Source organism: Bacillus cereus group sp. Bce019, assembly GCF_051781745.1.
In the GTDB taxonomy this organism is placed as follows: Bacteria; Bacillota; Bacilli; order Bacillales; family Bacillaceae_G; genus Bacillus_A; species Bacillus_A cereus.
The window spans coordinates 54,468-71,257 of the sequence record NZ_JBPWJX010000013.1 but is presented as its reverse complement, the minus strand read 5'-3'; the positions used below and the strand labels follow the sequence as shown (position 1 = coordinate 71,257).

Genomic DNA, 16,790 nt, shown 5'->3' with positions numbered 1-16,790 from the left:
GCGTATTGCAATTATTTATGTATATAACTTTTTTAAAAATTATATTTTAAATATAGCTAGTTTTTTATAAATTTTTTGATATAATTACATACGGGAAAAGGGAAGAATTTTGTCTTCCCTTGTGTTTTTATTTGCATCTAGTACTTTTGCTAGATGCTTTTTTTTATGCTAAAAAAGGTATCCTCAAATACTTTGAGGATACCTTTTCACCTTTATTATCTCTGCTGTTTTCTACCTAATACGATTAACCCAAAACTCATCATTACAAGAAGTGCTCCCATATATGGTTCCACAGGCATTTTCTGCCCTGTCTTCGGTAATTCTTTTTCAGGTTTCTCTGGATTCGGTGTCCCTGGCTTTTCTGGATCTGGTGTTCCAGGCTTTTCTGGATTCGGTGTTCCAGGTTTTTCTGGATCTGGTGTTCCAGGCTTTTCTGGATTCGGTGTCCCTGGCTTTTCTGGATTTGGTGTTCCAGGCTTTTCTGGATTCGGTGTTCCAGGTTTTTCTGGATTCGGTGTTCCAGGCTTTTCTGGATTCGGTGTTCCAGGTTTTTCTGGATCTGGTGTTCCAGGCTTTTCTGGATCTGGTGTTTCTGGACCTGGTGGTGCTAAATGATTCAATTTGTTTAATACTTCTAATTGAACTGCATTTATCATTCCATTTGTAATTTCAAATGGAATTGGATTAGTTAATTTTTCATATCCTTTTGGTGCTTCTACTTCTACTAGTGTGTAGTTACCTACAGATAGATCTGTGATTTTTGCCTTTCCATCTTTATCTGTTGTTACTTTCACTACTACTTTTCCCTTTTCATCATGAACTTCAAACACAGCTCCTGATAAGACTTCCTTGCTTTCAGCGGCCATTTTTGTAATCTCCACTGAACCTTTGTCTAACTGTTCGTTCTCTACTTTCAATGATAAGACTTTTGTCATACCTTTTGTAATTTCGAATGATACTGGTTCCGTTAACTTTTTGTAACCTGGTAAGCTCTTCGTCTCTACTAATTTGTATTTTCCTACTGATAGATCTGAAACGTTTGCTTTTCCTTCTTTATCCGTCGTTACTTTCGCAACTACTTTGCCTTTTGAGTCACGTACTTCAAATACAACATTTTCTAATGGTGCTTTACTGTCTTTATCTATTTTTGTGATTTCTACATTCCCCGTATCTACCATTTCATTTTCTATTTTTAATGATAGAACTTCTGTCATACCTTTTGTAATTTCAAACGATACTGGTTCTGTTAATTGTTTGTAACCTGGTAAGCTTTCTTTCTCTACTAATTTGTACTTTCCTACAGATAAGTCTGAGATTTTTGCTTTACCATTTTTATTTGTTTTTACTTCTGTTACTACTTTTCCTTTGTCGTCTTGTACTTCGAAGACTACGCCTTCTAATACTTTTTGACTATCTTTATCTACTTTTGTGATTTCTACTGAACCTTTGTCTAACTGTTCATTCTCTACTTTTAATGATAAGACTTCTGTCATACCCTTTTTAATTTCGAATGATACTGGTTCTGTTAATTGTTTGTAGCCTGGTAAGCTTTCTTTCTCTACTAATTTGTACTTTCCTACAGATAAGTCTGAGATTTTTGCTTTACCATTTTTATCTGTTTTTACTTCTGTTACTACTTTTCCTTTGTCGTCTTGAACTTCGAAGACTACGCCTTCTAATACTTTTTGACTATCTTTATCTACTTTTGTAATTTCTACTGAGCCTTTATCTACTAATTCATTCTCTACTTTTAGTGATAAAACTTCTGTCATACCTTTTTTGATTTCGAATGATACTGGCTCTGTTAGCTTTTTGTAGCCTGGTAAGCTTTCTACTTCTACTAGTTTGTAATTCCCTACAGATAAATCTGAAATTTTCGCTTTTCCTTCTTTATCTGTTGTTACTTTTGTTACTACTTTTCCTGCTTCATCTTGGATTTCAAAGACTACGCCTTCTAATGCTTTTTGACCATCTTTATCTACTTTTGTAATTTCTACTGAACCTTTATCTACTAGCTCATTCTCTACTTTTAGTGATAAAACTTCTGTCATACCTTTTTTGATTTCGAATGATACTGGTTTCGCTAGTTTTTTATATCCTGGTAAGCTCTCTACCTCTACTAGCTTATATTTTCCTACTGGTAAATCTGAAATTGTTGCTTGTCCTTCTTTATCTGTCGTTATTTTTGTTACTACTTTGCCTTTTTCATCTTGCACTTCGAATGTTACGCCCGCTAATACTGCGCCACTTTCTTTGTCTACTTTTGTAATCTCTACTGAACCTTTATCTAACAGTTCGTTCTCTACTTTCAATGATAAAACTTTCGTCATACCTTTTTTGATTTCAAATGATACTGGTTCCGTTAATTTTTTGTAACCTGGTAAGCTCTTCGTCTCTACTAATTTGTATTTTCCTACTGATAGATCTGAAACGTTTGCTTTTCCATCTTTATCTGTCGTTACTTCTGTTACTACTTTGCCTTTGTCGTCTTGTACTTCGAAGACTACGCCTTCTAATACTTTTTGACTATCTTTATCTACTTTTGTTACTTCCACATTTCCCTTGTCTAACATTTCGTTTTCTACTGTTAAAGCAAGAGATTTTGTCATACCTTTTTCAATTTGGAAAGTAATCGGATCTACTAATTGTTTATATCCTTTTGGTGCTTTTACTTCTACTAACTTGTATGTGCCAACTGATAAATTAGTAACTTGTGCTTGTCCTTTTTTATCTGTCGTTATTTTAGCGACTACTTGTCCTGCTTCATCTTGAATTTCAAAGACTGCATCAGCTAAAGCATCTTTATTTTCTTTATCTACTTTTGTAATTTCTACATTTCCTGTATCCACTAATTCATTTTCTACAGTCAATTGTAATGCTGTTACTCTACCCTTTTCAATTTCGAATGAAATTGGCTTTTCTAGTGGTTTGTATCCTGCCGGTGTTTCTACTTCTACTAACTCATACTTTCCAATAGGTAAATCTGAAACGTTTGCTTTTCCTTCTTTATCCGTCGTTACTTTTGCAACTACTTTTCCTTTTGAATCACGTACTTCAAATACAACATTTTCTAATGGAGCTTTACTATCTTTATCTATTTTTGTTATCTCTACATTCCCTGTATCCACCATTTCATTTTCTACTTTCAATGATAGGACCTCGGTCATGCCTTTTTTGATTTCAAATGATACTGGTTTTTCTAACTTTTTATAACCAGGTAAACTTTCTACCTCTACTAATTCATACTTTCCTACAGGTAAATCTGAAACATTTGCTTTTCCTTCTTTATCTGTCGTTACTTTCGTAACTTCCTTACCCTTTTCATCTTGTACGATGAATGTTACTCCCGCTAACGGTGCTTTATTATCTTTATCTATCTTTGTTATCTCTATATTTCCCGTATCTACCATTTCATTTTCTATTTTTAATGATAAAATCTCGGTCATACCTTTTGTAATTTCAAACGATACTGGCTCTGTTAATTTCTTATAGCCTGGTAAACTTTCTTTCTCTACTAATTTGTACTTTCCTACTGATAGATCTGAGATTTTTGCTTTACCATCTTTATCTGTTTTTACTTCCTTTACTACTGTTCCAGCTTCATCTTGCACTTCAAAAACTACGCCTTTTAATGCTTTTTTGCTGTCTTTATCTATTTTTGTAATTTCTACTGAACCTTTATCTAACTGTTCATTTTCTACTTTCAACGATAGGACTGTTGTCATACCTTTTGTAATTTCGAATGATACTGAATCTGTTAGCTTTTTGTAGCCTGGTAAACTTTTCGTCTCTACTAATTTGTACTTCCCTACTGATAAATCAGAGATTTTTGCTTTACCATCTTTATCTGTTTTTACTTCTGTTACTACTTTGCCTTGCTCATCTTGCACTTCGAAGACTACGCCTTCTAGTACTTTTTGGCTATCTTTATCTATTTTTATAATTTCTACTGAGCCTTTGTCTAACTGCTCATTTTCTACTTTTATTGCTAAAGCTTTTGTCATACCTTTTTTTATTTCAAATGGTACTGGTTCTGTTAGCTTTTTATAACCTGGTAAACTTTTCGTCTCTACTAATTTGTACTTTCCTACTGATAAATCTGAAACGTTTGCTTTTCCTTCTTTATCTGTTACTACTTTTCTTACTACTTCATCTTTCTCATCTTGGACTTCAAATTCGACACCCGCTAATACTGCCCCGTTTTCTTTGTCCACTTTTGTAATTTCTATATTACCTTTGTCTACCATTGCATTTTCCACTTGTATTGGGAATATGCCGTCCCCTGTTACATTTACTTCGAACTCTGTTTCTTTTAATTGGTAGCCTTCAGGCGCTTTCGTTTCTTTTAAAATATATTTTCCTGGTGCTAACGGTTTAGAGATTGCCTTACCATCTTTATCTGTAACAATATGTTCGACTACTACACCGTCTTTTACTATATCAAACTCTGCATTTGCTAATGGTTTTTCACCATTTTCCGAATCAATTTTCTTTACTTCAATTTGACCCTTTTGCATAGTATTTTTAATTTCAATTGTTTTTGTTTCTCCAGCTTGAAGTGTAACCTCTACTGGTTCTTTTAATTTTTGATATCCTTCTGGTGCTACTGTTTCATAAACTTTATACGTTCCAGGAGCTAAAGTTTGAGGTACTGAAAAACCTTTTTCGTCCGTTTTCAGTTTTGCAACAACTTCATTTGCACTATTTCGAACTTCAAATTCGGCACCTTTTAACCCTTTGTTCGGATTCTCAGAATCTATTTTATGAATCGATACTGTACCGTCTTTTGGAGCTTCAGGCGGCGTAATAGTTACTTCTTTTGATGTTAATGTTTTATCATCAAAATGTAATTCCGCTTTATTAGGAATCTTCTTATCTACGTAGGAAGATAAGTCTGCATTATTTTTAATTTTCGCCTTGATACTAAGATTGATTCTCTGGTCTTCATATGACTTATAGTCAAAACTCTCACCAAACGTAAATGTTACTTCACTTCTTTGTTTATCTATATTTAACGTTCCTTTAGAAGTAATATCTTGGCCATTTTGATCATACACTTTTGCCTCTAATACTTCTAAAACATCTTCTAAATCATCACTAATTACCATAGATGTGTATTTAGGAGGATCGTTCGGTATGTGTGTACCAACTTGATATTGAATCACTTGATCCATTTTTGTTAACTGCTCATTCTCTACAAGCTTGCCATTCTCATCAACTATATTTTTTTCAATGCTAGGTGGATTATTGTCACCTGAACCGGATCCTCCCCCACCACTTACAAATACTTGTCCTACTTTTTCTTCAGTTTTAATATTTTTACCTTCTAATTTCACAGTATTTTTATGAGGCTTTGCAGCAGGATTTGTAACCTTTGTTTTATATCTTAAAATATAGCCTTTTGAACTGTCTGGAAACTCAATTGTAAATCCAGCCTTTGTTGCATTAATTTTAATGTTAGATAAATCTGCTGGCTTAATATTTGTTGGTGCATAACCATCTTCAAATACAGCCTCTTCTAATACTACGCTGTCTGTAATTAACTCATGCCCAGGTCCTAATGTATCTGTTAATTTAAGATCTTGCATTTCTGTTCCAGTTGCATTTACATATACAAGCCAATCAGCAATCGAAGGATCTTCTTGATTATAAGAACCCCATTTCAATAGATTATCTGTATTGGGCTGTGGCTTCGGTCTCTCTGTCGTATTACTTACATTTACTTCTTTATTGACGATTTGACCATCAACGTTAAATTCTAATGGAATTTCTTTAACACCATCATATGCTTCTAGACCAAAGTAGAATTCTACGAATAAAGAACCTTTAATGTTATTCTTTCCTTCTACGTAATCACCCATAGTACACGTTAATAGACCCTTTTTCATCTCACATGTACCAACTGTTTTTCCTTCAGCATCTTTTAAAGGAAAACTCATATTCATAAGGTCTTTTCGAAACTCTTTTGGCATATCAATTGTGAATTGATCTCCACTTTTTATTTTTTCTTTAGCTGACCACTTTACTTCTACTTTCATACCATCTGAGGCTTGATACGGTTCAGATGTCGTGCCATCAGTACGGGAAATATTAATTTCGTCCACTGGACTTTTCATCACAGCAGCTTGAATAACTGGAGCCCACACATTCAGCACTGAAAATAATACTAGAAAAACTAATGAAACCATTGAAATATGTCTTTTAGTACTTTTCATTTGCATAGTTCCCTCCTATTTTTTATATTTATATAACAAAAAAAGACCGTCCGGTTGCATCAAAAATGTGCAACCAGACGATCTTAGTAACCAATATGTATTACCGTAGACTCTAAGCTTTGCGGCCTATCCTTTCGAATAGTGTGCTAAAAATATCTTTTATTCTTTTTTTGTTTCATTTTCCTCTTAAACCAAATATTACTATACCGTCTGGACGGTTATAATTCAATACTCTATAAAATTGTTCTATTTTTCTAATAAAAAAAATAATTCACCACTACATTAAAGAAGCAATGGTGAATTATTTTCGCATTATAAAGTTCGTATATTCTATTTATATGAATTACTAATAAGAGCTTGAATCACTTTTTCTCTTAACTCGGGGCTTAGTCTTCCAACCCCTAAATATTCCGAATACCATAATCCATCTGCTGCTAATCTAATAATTGTTGCACAAACTGAATCTATCTCATCATTTTCTATATTCTTTTGCAGTTGCTGAAATGATTGTTGTAATGGCTCAAGTAATTCAGGTTTTAACATGAATGCTGCCATCATACTACTAGATAACTCTTCTGTTCTTCTCTCATTATTTAATCTTTCCTCTACAAAAGAGCGAACCCATCTCCCTTTCCTCTCTGAGTCTTCCGCTACTTTATTGTAAATGGCCCCTTCATAATCCTCTACCCCTCTGACTATCATACCTTCTATTAAAGCTTCTTTATTTGAAAAGTGATACAATAATCCACCTTTACTTACACCCGCCTCTTTTGCCACTGCTTCTAAGGTTAATTTAGCAACCCCTTTACATTGCACAATTTGAGAAGCGGCCGCCAAAATCTTTTGCCGCGTTATGCTTATACTCATTCCTTTTTAAAACCCCATTTCTACTAAATTTATATAAATACGAATCTTATTTTTAATATTGTTGATTACTACTAAGTATTTTCTTTATACAACAAAAGCTTCATTACCTTTGAATTTTCAGTTACTTATTCTATTAAGAATTTCCATATCATTCAATATGATAACATTAAATACACAAAGCTGACTATACATCTATACTTTTGTATTTATTGAAAATATATCCATTAATAAAATTTACCGATTTAGTCCTTCTTATTACTTTATAAGACGGCAGTAATTCTTTCAGCACTAAATAAAAAATGTTATTACTCCCATTGAATTGAGTAATAACATTTCACTTAACAAATTCGCTGCCAACTAGCATCCTTCACATCTTCACTAGTCGATTTTCTAACTAATCCAATAAAACATTCCTCGCAAGCACCAAATACAATAAAATTTTTCTGTGCTTGTCTTAACGAGACTTCATTTGCACCGCCTTCAAAGTCAGGATCGTTAAACTGTACCTCATCATCTTCCCAGTAACATATATTACAAATTTCATATGTACCTGGTGGTTCTTCTTCTATTGTTCTATACCCGCAGCACGGACATGTATATTTCATTCTGTTACTCCATTATTCATTTCTTTTTTCTCCCATATATTCCGGCCCATAAAGAATGTAACAGCGCAAATCATAGTTATTACCATGAAAGTAGTATTAGAATCCTCATATGTAGTTGGAATTCCAACCGTTACAGAAACAATACTAAAAGCTAAAAGTAAATATAATAATAAAGATAGAATATAGCTTAGTTTAAATCGTAAAATGATACCTCTAAACAATAGCTCACCAAGTAAACAGCCACCTAAAATAATAGGTACTCCGAAATACAATGTAAGGACTCCCATTTGCGCAGTAGATTGAATTATCTTTCCAATTATGTTCGGCGAAACCAGCTCACTATTGTTTCCCATCCTATCATATAAATCAAGTGCTGTTGCTGAAATAAAGAAACTTAATATAGAAAATGAATACGGTATTAAAAATTTGCTCACTCTCATTCACCTCGCTTTTTTCTTTACATATATTATTCATTATTTTCGCATAAAAAAATAGCCCGTCTTCCGCGAAAGACGAGCCGTTCCACTTAATTCTCACTTAACTTCTTCTTATACCAATCCTGCATTCTCTCCGCATCTTCTACTCTCGTATGCTCTATTTTGTAACTAGATGATGCACTCGAAAACTTATACGTACATAAATCCGCACGGCGCTGGAAATATGATTGTGTCTTCTCCATTGATTGGACGTGTCTTCTTCTAATAAGTCCTGTATATTTTCCGACGCTACGATAGACAAGTGTAATTTGTTCTCCGTTAACACTGTAACCATTTGTTTTAAATGTTGCGTATCCAAGTGTAAAGATAAGGATTGCGAGCGGTAGTAATGCCCACATGATGTAATACTTTTCAAAGTATATGCTTATTCCAGTAAGCGGGATTGCGAGCATAGCGAAAAAGATGAAACTATCAATGAGATAGCGGCGCAATGCTGCTTTTGGTAACGAAGTAATATTTGCATTCAGTTCGTATGGTAATTGTAAATGCGCGAGTAATTGTTGCACTCGATCTTTTCGAATGATAGGATGCAGTGTAACTTTTTCTTTTTCGTCACCCGTTCCCTTACTTTGAATGACTTCTACTTGCACAGCACAATAACCGAACGGTTGGCGTAAAATACCTTCTTTTATCGTAATCCCTTGAATACGGTGCAATTTTAGTACGAGTTCTTTTTTCTCCAGTAATCCTTGCGAAATACGGACTTCGTCATTTCTTCGATTCACTGTGAAATCTCCATGTTTTAGCGCATAACCAATTGTCGATATAATCCACGAAAGGACGAGCAAAATAGCTATCATAAAAATCCAGCCATATATATCATGTTCCATTACATACGACTTTACGCTATTCTCTATCCATTTCGGAATGTACTCATCTACTTGGTGATACACAAAAAAGATTAATGAGAATAATAATCCAAATTGACCAGATGTAACAGAGGCTATTAAAATCTCTTTCCACGTTAATTTGTACTCTGTCGTTTGTTTTTCCTCTGTAACAATTGCTTTTTCTACTGTATTTTCTGCTGCTTCGTCTAACGTTTTTTCTGCTTTCACTTCTGGAGTTGGCTCATTTAGCAAAGTAATAAGCTCCGTCGCCTCTTCTACCGTAATTCCAGCTAAGCTAACTTCTGCTTCATCGCCCCCGCCAGCTGTTTCAATCTGAATTTTTTTCAAACCGAGCATTTGGTATAGTACGTTAGAACTTGTATTAATCGTTTGAACACGTTCTTTATTTAAGTAGCTCTCCTTCTTTACGAAGAGACCTTGCTTCACATGTAATACGTTATTTTCGACCCAGTATGTTGTGTAATACCATTTTTCAAACGCTGAAAAGACGGTGAGTAAACCGAATGCAGCGGGAATTAAATACCAAAACGGGAACTTTCCGTTTAAGCTAAACATGAAAATAATGAGTGGTATAAAGTCTGTTATTTTTAACTCTAATAACATCGTGATTGGATGCTGCCTTTTATACATCCTCATCACTCACTTTCGCTAATTCTGCGATTTTCGTTTTCAACATTTCAGCTTCATACATCGTTAAACCTGGGATGCTATGAGAAGTTGCTGCTGTTGAAATGTGTAATTCTGCTAATCCGTATTTTCTCATAATTGGCCCTTGTTCAATCGTTACGTGCTGTACACGAATCATCGGCACTAATACGCGCTTAACAACGAAAAGGCCATGCTGAATTTCAAGTTCTTCTTCATTTAGTTGGTAGCTGTAATAATGTTGACGTAGTTTCGGAAACGTAAAGTAATCAAACGGTGTATATACAATTGTTAATCCGATGAGCACATAGAAAATCCAAGCCCACCAATTAAACTTAATCATAAAGAAAAGATATGCAAAAATGACTATAATACTGATTCCTAGCTCAATTAAAGAACGCGCTTTCCACACCTTGACCATGTCAGGGTGAATTTCATTTTTCAATGGATCCATGTAACCACTCCAAATCTAGTAATCTAATATATGAATACTCTTAATCTATATTTTACGTAACTTTACAGAAAATTGGAATTTAATCTTCTTTCTTCTCAGGAATAAAATATCCGAACCAAAGTAGCCAAATGAAACCGATTAACTTCATCCAATTTCCATCCGCTTGAAAAGCTTCAATCATACCTGGTATTTTATAAACCCCAATAAATCCAAGAAAACCGAGCCACCAGTTTTTTTGCATTTTCATTTTTATTCCTCCTTCATGACGTTTTTCACATTTCGAATCCAAATTTCTTTATACTTTAACTGGAATCCCATGAGCATATAGTTGCTCATATTATCGATCACGAGCGCTAGCGTATGAGCATTTTCTTCCGTTTCATGTTGTGACACAACGCCCAATCTCGCACCTTTCTTCAATAAATCGTGGAAACCATGTAAGAAATCCTCTTGTATTTCAAATAAACGTTTCTGGTACTTTTCATTTCGCGATGCAGTTACGATAAATTCATTGATAACGCGTAGTATTCCTTCTTGTCCTTCATACTCAGAGAGCATATGTAAACCATCTGCGATTAGCTTTTCTGCAAAGTTTTCTTTCGTATACTGCTCTTTATCGAAGTAATTTGCAAAATGATAATCAGAAAAAATCTCTTCAAATAAAAAATCAACTAACGCTTCTTTAGAAGAAAAATGATAGTAAATAGCCGGTTTTGAAATACCTACCTCTTTCGCAATCATAGAAAGACTCATCTTCTCAATGCCGTGTTCTGCCATAAGTTTAAATGATGCCTCTACAATGTTCTGCGATGTTTGTAAATTCTTCGTCATACTGTACCTCACTTATTTTTACTTACCGGTCGGTAAGTAAATTATAAAACAAAACGAAATGATTTTCAATTTAGTTAGCACTACAGAAGGTGTTTATTGGAAAATACAGAAAGTTATAAAGTAAAAGCAACATATAACAATAAGGAGGATATCATATGGGACTTGGTGGTAATGGCGGTAGTGGTGGTAATGTCGGCGGTGAAGCGGGACAAGCTGGTAAAAGCGGATTTTCATTAATCATTGTACTTTTTATCGTATTGATTATAGTTGGAGTTAGCTATATCGGACTTAGCTTCTAAGAAAAGGCGTCCTACATTACATATGTAGGACGCCTTGTTTTTAATCTCTATTCAGCAATCGCATACGATAACAATTCATCGTCACTTCTCCAAGCCTTTGCAGTAATTGATAGTTCGCATATGCGCCGACTGGGGCACCGATTACTGGGACGAGCTGAAGCATTTTTGCTAAATCGATATAGTCTCGGTATTCTGTTTGGAACTTTTCCCAGTCCATATGATTTTCTTTTTCTGTATCCCACGTTTCGATTGCTTTCCATATTTCTTTTCTGTGATCGTCACTTGAAAAGGCAAGTTGGAAAACGTGAAGGATAAAAAGACGCTCTTCTTGTTTACTCGTATCAAATCCGTACAATGTCGCTGCATCGAATAAAAATTTAATTTTAATTGTAAGTAAAAGCGGAAAGTCAGCAAGACCGAGGAGAATACCACCAGCTCCAGTCCCTGCTCCTTCTGCCGCTGCTATTTTTTTGTACTCATCCATTTTTTTACGAACTTCATCGTCACGTCTTTGCAGTGACCATGTCGTCTCTTTTAGCTTCGGCTTTATAAAGTTTGACCCGGCGCTAATCGTTTGCACCATCATACGAATCGTCTCTGTTAGTACCTTTTGTACTTTCGCCGGAATGAGCTGTTGCACCTTCGTCTGCACTTTTTTGGAGAACCGTGTCATCATAGAAGAATCTTTCATGAATGTAGCTTTCCACTGCTCCAGCTCTTTTATAACCTTTTCTTCATATGTAATCATAGGTTCATTCCTTTCAATTTAAACGCTCAATACGTTTTGCCCCGTATTGATAAACGAAACCGATACTAAATACTATGCTCACGACTAGTAAAATTCCCGTCATCATGAAATCTTTCGTCGCAAGTGCAAATATAATTGTAAATATAACACTGCCGGTAATAAGGATCGCATTTAGTAAAGTAAGAAAATCTTTCTTCTTCTCTTCTCCCCCTACTGGATACAAATCAAGCCAAATTTTCATGCGATGATGTTTCCATAAAGTTAATAGCTGATAACCGATTAAGTATAGGAAGATAAGGCTTACGATAAATCGTCCATATAAAAATGGAATGAAGTAAAGAATTACTCCGCCAAGAGCGAGCAGACGCACATATAATCCAAAATAATTACCAGATCTTAAAAATGTTCTCGTATATAAGTATAAATATGTACGCTTTTCGCCTATCATCGACAGAATGAAATCTAGCCATTTTCTGCGGGCTACTCTTTCTTTTAATGCTGGTACATCAACGAACATATTCGCAATGCGGTACAGCAGCATCATCTTCTTACCTTCTTCGGAAATTAAATACTCCCAGTTTAGTGGCTTTCCTTTGACCATTTGATGCATGATAGCAAGGTATAACACCATGAGAAGGACGATTCCACCAATGAAAAGAACTGAAGTACGTTCTACAAGGAAATATACAAATAAACCGTTTAGGATAAAACGAATAAACCAATCAGCCCTTTGTATATTTTGATCTGTTAAAAATGACTTTTCCCACGCTACAAATAAATTCCACGCTTTTACAATGACAAATGCGAGTACGATCCATATGTAGCCAGCTCCTGTTTGCTTCATTTGTTGGAAGTATAACGGAGCAAGCGCGGCTGCTACGATTGCGATTATGTATAACTGAATCATAAATGTAAAAAGAAATGCCTTTGTGAAGTAAGGTTTTAACTTTTCTTCAACTGGCAGTAAGTAAACGAGATCCGCTTCTTTTAATAACGTTTGAATGGATCCAGCCGTTAACACGAGTCCAATTAATACTGCCATTACGAGCGCAGTTGGAAACGAAGTTGTTAACGTTTGTAACCATTGCTGGTAATAATACGCTCCCGCACCGATGATGAACACGAAAATAAATTTCAAATGATCATTAAATACGTATTTACTATATGTACGAACTTCTTTTAGAAAGTGACGAAATCGTTCTTTCCATAACGCTGTGCTATTCATAATCTTCTTCCTTTGTTAGCGCGATGTAAATATCATCTAACGTTGCACCTGGCATATTAAACTGTGATTGCAGTTCAGATAGCGTTCCCTTCGCTCTTACTTCACCTTGATGCAAAATAATGAACGAATCACAATAACGCTCTGCCGTCGCTAAAATATGTGTGCTCATTAAAATACCGGCACCACTCTTTTTCATTTGGTCCATCATTTGAAGAAGGGATTGAATCGCTAACGGGTCTAATCCAACGAAAGGTTCATCTACTATGTAAAGAGATGGCTCCACTAAAAATGCGCTCATAATCATTACTTTTTGTTTCATCCCTTTTGAGAAATGAGATGGAAACCATTTTAAACGATTTTTCATACGAAACTCTTGTAGTAGTTGTCCTACACGTTCTTCATATTGTTTTTCATCCACGTCATACGCCATAGCTGTTAATTTCAAATGCTCTTCTAACGTTAATTCATCATATAATACCGGCGTTTCCGGAATAAATGAAAAGCTAGAACGGTACGCCGTCATATCATCACGAATTGTTTTCCCATTAATTGTGACAGTTCCTTTTTTCGGTTCCATTAAACCGATAATATGTTTAATCGTCGTACTTTTACCAGCTCCATTTAAACCGATTAAGCCGACAAGTTCGCCTTTATTAACAGAGAACGAAACGTCTTTTAATACAGGTCGTTTCGTATATCCTCCTGTAACATTTTCTACACGCAATAACTCGCTCATACGACACCACTTTCTTCATTAGTATTCATTCTATATTCATCTTACCAAAAATTATGCTGTACTACATAGTATCCATGTACTCAAAAAAATTTTTTAAACTTATTAGCATATAATTTCCCGAAAGCGGACATCATAATTATTGAAGAAGGAACACATTGAAAAAGCAACCACCAATTGATGAGTACAACAACATAGTGAAGTCATCATGAAATGGGGTGTCCAAGTTGGACAATGAAATTTACACATAACCAGATCATTTGTTTCATTTTCGAAACGGGGTGTCTCTGAAAGAGCATATACTGTTTTAAAAAATAAACAATTTCATTTTAAAAAAGATTGCAATTCATTTCACTTGAAAATGGGGTGTCTGCGGCAGAAACTTTAGCCGATTTACCGTGCATTTCTTAAATAAATGAGGTGTCTGCGAAACGTAAATTACGATAATGCTTTTTCAATCCCTCTTCAGAAAACAGGAAGCTGAGTCAGCTTCCTGTTTTTCGTGTTTGTTCTCTTATGTAATTATGGTAAAATACGGCTAAGGATATTTGAAAGGATGAGATCAATGAATCATACAGCAGACAATTGTATTTTTTGTAAAATCATTGACGGGCAAATCCCTTGCTCAAAAGTATACGAAGATGAACATGTGCTTGCATTTTTAGATATTAGTCAAGTAACAAAAGGACATACTCTTGTTATTCCGAAAGTTCACAAACAAGACATTTTTGCGTTAACGCCAGAAATCGCATCACATATTTTTTCTGTCGTTCCAAAAATCGCAAATGCGATTAAAGCAGAGTTTAATCCAGTTGGCTTTAACCTACTTAACAATAACGGTGAAAAAGCTGGACAAACTGTGTTCCACTTCCACCTTCATTTAATTCCACGCTACGGTGAAAAAGATGGTTTCGGTGCTGTTTGGAAATCACACCAAAATGAATACACTATGGAAAATTTACAAAACATCGCAAGTACAATTGCAAATAGTGTGAAATAATGACACTATAAGAAGGCGTAATACATAACAAGCCACTTCCCTGAAGTCATCAAATTCCGCATGGCTTGTTTCTTTACTTAAAATGCTCAGGGATGATTGTTTGTGCATAGCACATATAAGAAAGATATGCATATTTTTCCATCATGAATACGAACAAAAAATAAGGAGGCCTCCTTTTATGTCAAAAGCTAAATCCTTTATTACAGGTGTTATTTGCGGCGGAGCAGTTGCTGGACTAGCTGTTCTTTTCTCAACTCCTTCTTCTGGTAAAGACATGCGCGGCAAGTTAAAAGAAAAAGGAAATGATATTAAAAAGACTTTAGCTGATATTACAGCTGATACGAAATTATTAAAACGTCAAATCGTTGAAACTGCTTCAGAAGGTAAAGAAGTGTTCCAAGAATTAAAAGACGATATGCACGATACACTTTCTAACTGGAAGCAAGATATTTCTCAAAACAAGCGCCATATTGAGAAAGAAATTTTGGACATCCAAAAGTCAATTGAGAAACTACAAGAAGCTGTTCCAGAAAAAGCGTAAACAAATTCCTGCTTAGTTTTTTGCATATAACAAATATTTTTTATATAAATTGACCTTGACACGGCATGTCGTATAGATATGCCGTGTTTTTATGCATTTACAATATATGTTATCACTTAACATGTAAGGACAACGTATGTATTCATGACTCATAAAACGCTTCCATAGTTATGCATGATTTGTATAGAATGTCATTTTTCCGAAAAATTTTCACAATTCTCACAAAAAGACTTTATTAATTTTTATTTTACTGGCATAATAGATAGTAATGAAAAAAGAATGTTAAAGTGGGTGAGTAAATGAAAAGTGGAGAAAAAGATTACTCGGTAAAAGAAGCGATGATTTTCAGCCAACGCATTGCTCAATTATCGAAAGCGTTATGGAAATGTGTAGAGAAAGATTGGCAGCAGTGGATTAAACCTTACGATTTAAATATTAATGAACATCATATTTTAACAATCGCTTATCATTTAAAAGGGGCTTCTATTTCTGAGATTGCTAAGTTTGGAGTTATGCACGTATCAACGGCGTTTAACTTCTCTAAAAAGCTAGAAGAACGCGGCTATCTTGTATTCTCAAAAAAGGAAGATGATAAACGAAATACGTACATTGAAATTACAGACAAAGGGGAAGAATTACTACTTCGCTTAATGGAGGAGTATGATCCTGAAAATAATTCAGTGTTTAATGGGGCTCTTGCACTTCGTAATTTTTATGGGAAGTTCCCAGAAAATATCGAACTGATTGCAATCCTGCGTAATATTTATGGACAAGACTTTATCGATATTTTTGAGAAATCATTAGAAGATATTGAAGAGAACTTTACAGAATCCGATCAAAAGTTAGTTAAGAAATAATCTATTTATTTTTTCGCAATCATGCTTAAGAATTCATTCATAAGCGGCTTAAATAAACCTTGTTTTGCTAGCGCTTCCGCAGTTTCGTGTACTTCGAGCTGATGTGGAAGCGCTTTTTCAAATTGATCTAACAGCGCATCGAACAAAAGAAGCCCTTCTGCTTTCTCCACTACATATTGCTCGTTCAGTTTTTCACAAAGATTTAGTATACGTTCAATATCTTTTTTACGAGCTTTTTTCTTTATGATCAAAGAATAAAATGGACACTTCTCTTCATCAATCATTTTAAATAGTAGGTCTACATAGTATTCAGCTTGTTCTAATCTTCTAACAACGTCCATTTTCTCCCTCACTTTCTAACACAAAGTCTTCTATTTCCGAATTTTGTAACACGAACAAAATATCGTGTGATACAATATATG

16 protein-coding genes and 1 riboswitch are annotated in these 16,790 nt (G+C 34.7%); of the genes, 4 read left to right on the top strand and 12 right to left on the bottom strand.

Annotated features, from left to right (window positions below):
- Window positions 1–215 precede the first annotated feature (215 nt).
- The 8 genes from ACS2QP_RS17865 to ACS2QP_RS17830 all read right to left on the bottom strand — a co-directional run bounded on the left by ACS2QP_RS17865 (window position 216) and on the right by ACS2QP_RS17830 (window position 10,965).
- Window positions 216–6,221, bottom strand: coding sequence for a SpaA isopeptide-forming pilin-related protein (locus ACS2QP_RS17865; RefSeq protein WP_438882701.1), 6,006 nt, complete (start codon window positions 6,219–6,221; stop codon window positions 216–218).
- A gap of 59 nt (window positions 6,222–6,280) precedes the next feature.
- Window positions 6,281–6,373: riboswitch (cyclic di-GMP riboswitch) on the bottom strand.
- Window positions 6,374–6,545: 172 nt separating this feature from the next.
- Window positions 6,546–7,082 carry a TetR/AcrR family transcriptional regulator gene (locus ACS2QP_RS17860; protein WP_000028022.1) on the bottom strand — a complete coding sequence of 179 codons (537 nt, stop codon included), beginning with the start codon at window positions 7,080–7,082 and terminating at the stop codon, window positions 6,546–6,548.
- A 338-nt stretch (window positions 7,083–7,420) separates the two neighbouring features.
- A complete protein-coding gene (locus tag ACS2QP_RS17855; protein WP_438882700.1) occupies window positions 7,421–7,687 on the bottom strand; it encodes a CPCC family cysteine-rich protein in 267 nt (88 codons plus the stop codon).
- Window positions 7,684–8,127, bottom strand: coding sequence for a hypothetical protein (locus ACS2QP_RS17850; protein WP_089607274.1), 444 nt, complete (start codon window positions 8,125–8,127; stop codon window positions 7,684–7,686). The genes ACS2QP_RS17855 and ACS2QP_RS17850 overlap by 4 nt, the downstream gene beginning before the upstream one ends.
- 86 nt (window positions 8,128–8,213) lie before the next feature.
- A complete protein-coding gene (locus tag ACS2QP_RS17845; protein WP_438882699.1) occupies window positions 8,214–9,665 on the bottom strand; it encodes a PH domain-containing protein in 1,452 nt (483 codons plus the stop codon).
- The gene (locus ACS2QP_RS17840) at window positions 9,658–10,134 is read right to left on the bottom strand and encodes a PH domain-containing protein (protein WP_063535830.1); all 477 of its coding nucleotides are present in this window, start codon (window positions 10,132–10,134) and stop codon (window positions 9,658–9,660) included. The genes ACS2QP_RS17845 and ACS2QP_RS17840 overlap by 8 nt, the downstream gene beginning before the upstream one ends.
- 79 nt (window positions 10,135–10,213) lie before the next feature.
- A complete protein-coding gene (locus tag ACS2QP_RS17835) occupies window positions 10,214–10,381 on the bottom strand; it encodes a hypothetical protein (RefSeq protein ID WP_000783813.1) in 168 nt (55 codons plus the stop codon).
- A gap of 2 nt (window positions 10,382–10,383) precedes the next feature.
- Window positions 10,384–10,965, bottom strand: coding sequence for a TetR/AcrR family transcriptional regulator (locus tag ACS2QP_RS17830; RefSeq protein WP_063535829.1), 582 nt, complete (start codon window positions 10,963–10,965; stop codon window positions 10,384–10,386).
- Between the two features lie 155 nt (window positions 10,966–11,120).
- Between ACS2QP_RS17830 and ACS2QP_RS17825 the strand changes: the two genes are divergently transcribed.
- Window positions 11,121–11,264, top strand: a complete 144-nt coding sequence (locus ACS2QP_RS17825; RefSeq protein ID WP_438882698.1) for a YjcZ family sporulation protein — start codon at window positions 11,121–11,123, stop codon at window positions 11,262–11,264.
- Window positions 11,265–11,304: 40 nt separating this feature from the next.
- Here the strand turns inward: ACS2QP_RS17825 and ecsC are convergent, their stop codons facing one another.
- The 3 genes from ecsC to ecsA are packed head-to-tail and all read right to left on the bottom strand — an operon-like array spanning window position 11,305 to window position 13,973.
- Entirely contained in the window at window positions 11,305–12,012 is a 708-nt protein-coding gene (gene ecsC, locus ACS2QP_RS17820; RefSeq protein WP_000634142.1) for an ecs operon protein EcsC, read from the bottom strand.
- A gap of 13 nt (window positions 12,013–12,025) precedes the next feature.
- The gene (gene ecsB / locus ACS2QP_RS17815) at window positions 12,026–13,237 is read right to left on the bottom strand and encodes an ABC transporter permease EcsB (protein ID WP_332285292.1); all 1,212 of its coding nucleotides are present in this window, start codon (window positions 13,235–13,237) and stop codon (window positions 12,026–12,028) included.
- A complete protein-coding gene (gene ecsA, locus ACS2QP_RS17810; RefSeq protein WP_030023737.1) occupies window positions 13,230–13,973 on the bottom strand; it encodes an ABC transporter ATP-binding protein EcsA in 744 nt (247 codons plus the stop codon). The genes ecsB and ecsA overlap by 8 nt, the downstream gene beginning before the upstream one ends.
- A gap of 562 nt (window positions 13,974–14,535) precedes the next feature.
- Here ecsA and ACS2QP_RS17805 point away from each other — a divergent pair.
- From ACS2QP_RS17805 to ACS2QP_RS17795, 3 genes are all read left to right on the top strand, one after another.
- A complete protein-coding gene (locus ACS2QP_RS17805) occupies window positions 14,536–14,970 on the top strand; it encodes an HIT family protein (RefSeq protein WP_001016835.1) in 435 nt (144 codons plus the stop codon).
- Between the two features lie 178 nt (window positions 14,971–15,148).
- Window positions 15,149–15,511, top strand: coding sequence for a YtxH domain-containing protein (locus ACS2QP_RS17800; RefSeq protein WP_000030300.1), 363 nt, complete (start codon window positions 15,149–15,151; stop codon window positions 15,509–15,511).
- 299 nt (window positions 15,512–15,810) lie between these two features.
- Window positions 15,811–16,368: an HTH-type transcriptional regulator Hpr gene (locus ACS2QP_RS17795; protein WP_000834924.1), complete on the top strand. Its 558-nt coding sequence runs from the start codon at window positions 15,811–15,813 to the stop codon at window positions 16,366–16,368.
- Between the two features lie 5 nt (window positions 16,369–16,373).
- On the opposite strand, the gene ACS2QP_RS17790 is transcribed toward ACS2QP_RS17795, so the two are convergent.
- Window positions 16,374–16,709: a DUF1878 family protein gene (locus tag ACS2QP_RS17790; RefSeq protein ID WP_000383655.1), complete on the bottom strand. Its 336-nt coding sequence runs from the start codon at window positions 16,707–16,709 to the stop codon at window positions 16,374–16,376.
- Window positions 16,710–16,790 lie beyond the last annotated feature (81 nt).

Coding starts and splice junctions, on each gene's coding strand:
- ecsB (WP_332285292.1), bottom strand. CDS start 13,237: ATGAATAGCACAGCGTTATGGAAAGAACGATTTCGTCACTTTCTAAAA.
- ACS2QP_RS17860 (WP_000028022.1), bottom strand. CDS start 7,082: ATGAGTATAAGCATAACGCGGCAAAAGATTTTGGCGGCCGCTTCTCAA.
- ACS2QP_RS17845 (WP_438882699.1), bottom strand. CDS start 9,665: ATGTATAAAAGGCAGCATCCAATCACGATGTTATTAGAGTTAAAAATA.
- ACS2QP_RS17850 (WP_089607274.1), bottom strand. CDS start 8,127: ATGAGAGTGAGCAAATTTTTAATACCGTATTCATTTTCTATATTAAGT.
- ACS2QP_RS17835 (WP_000783813.1), bottom strand. CDS start 10,381: ATGAAAATGCAAAAAAACTGGTGGCTCGGTTTTCTTGGATTTATTGGG.
- ACS2QP_RS17855 (WP_438882700.1), bottom strand. CDS start 7,687: ATGAAATATACATGTCCGTGCTGCGGGTATAGAACAATAGAAGAAGAA.
- ecsA (WP_030023737.1), bottom strand. CDS start 13,973: ATGAGCGAGTTATTGCGTGTAGAAAATGTTACAGGAGGATATACGAAA.
- ACS2QP_RS17790 (WP_000383655.1), bottom strand. CDS start 16,709: ATGGACGTTGTTAGAAGATTAGAACAAGCTGAATACTATGTAGACCTA.
- ACS2QP_RS17795 (WP_000834924.1), top strand. CDS start 15,811: ATGAAAAGTGGAGAAAAAGATTACTCGGTAAAAGAAGCGATGATTTTC.
- ACS2QP_RS17825 (WP_438882698.1), top strand. CDS start 11,121: ATGGGACTTGGTGGTAATGGCGGTAGTGGTGGTAATGTCGGCGGTGAA.
- ACS2QP_RS17865 (WP_438882701.1), bottom strand. CDS start 6,221: ATGCAAATGAAAAGTACTAAAAGACATATTTCAATGGTTTCATTAGTT.
- ecsC (WP_000634142.1), bottom strand. CDS start 12,012: ATGATTACATATGAAGAAAAGGTTATAAAAGAGCTGGAGCAGTGGAAA.
- ACS2QP_RS17840 (WP_063535830.1), bottom strand. CDS start 10,134: ATGGATCCATTGAAAAATGAAATTCACCCTGACATGGTCAAGGTGTGG.
- ACS2QP_RS17805 (WP_001016835.1), top strand. CDS start 14,536: ATGAATCATACAGCAGACAATTGTATTTTTTGTAAAATCATTGACGGG.
- ACS2QP_RS17800 (WP_000030300.1), top strand. CDS start 15,149: ATGTCAAAAGCTAAATCCTTTATTACAGGTGTTATTTGCGGCGGAGCA.
- ACS2QP_RS17830 (WP_063535829.1), bottom strand. CDS start 10,965: ATGACGAAGAATTTACAAACATCGCAGAACATTGTAGAGGCATCATTT.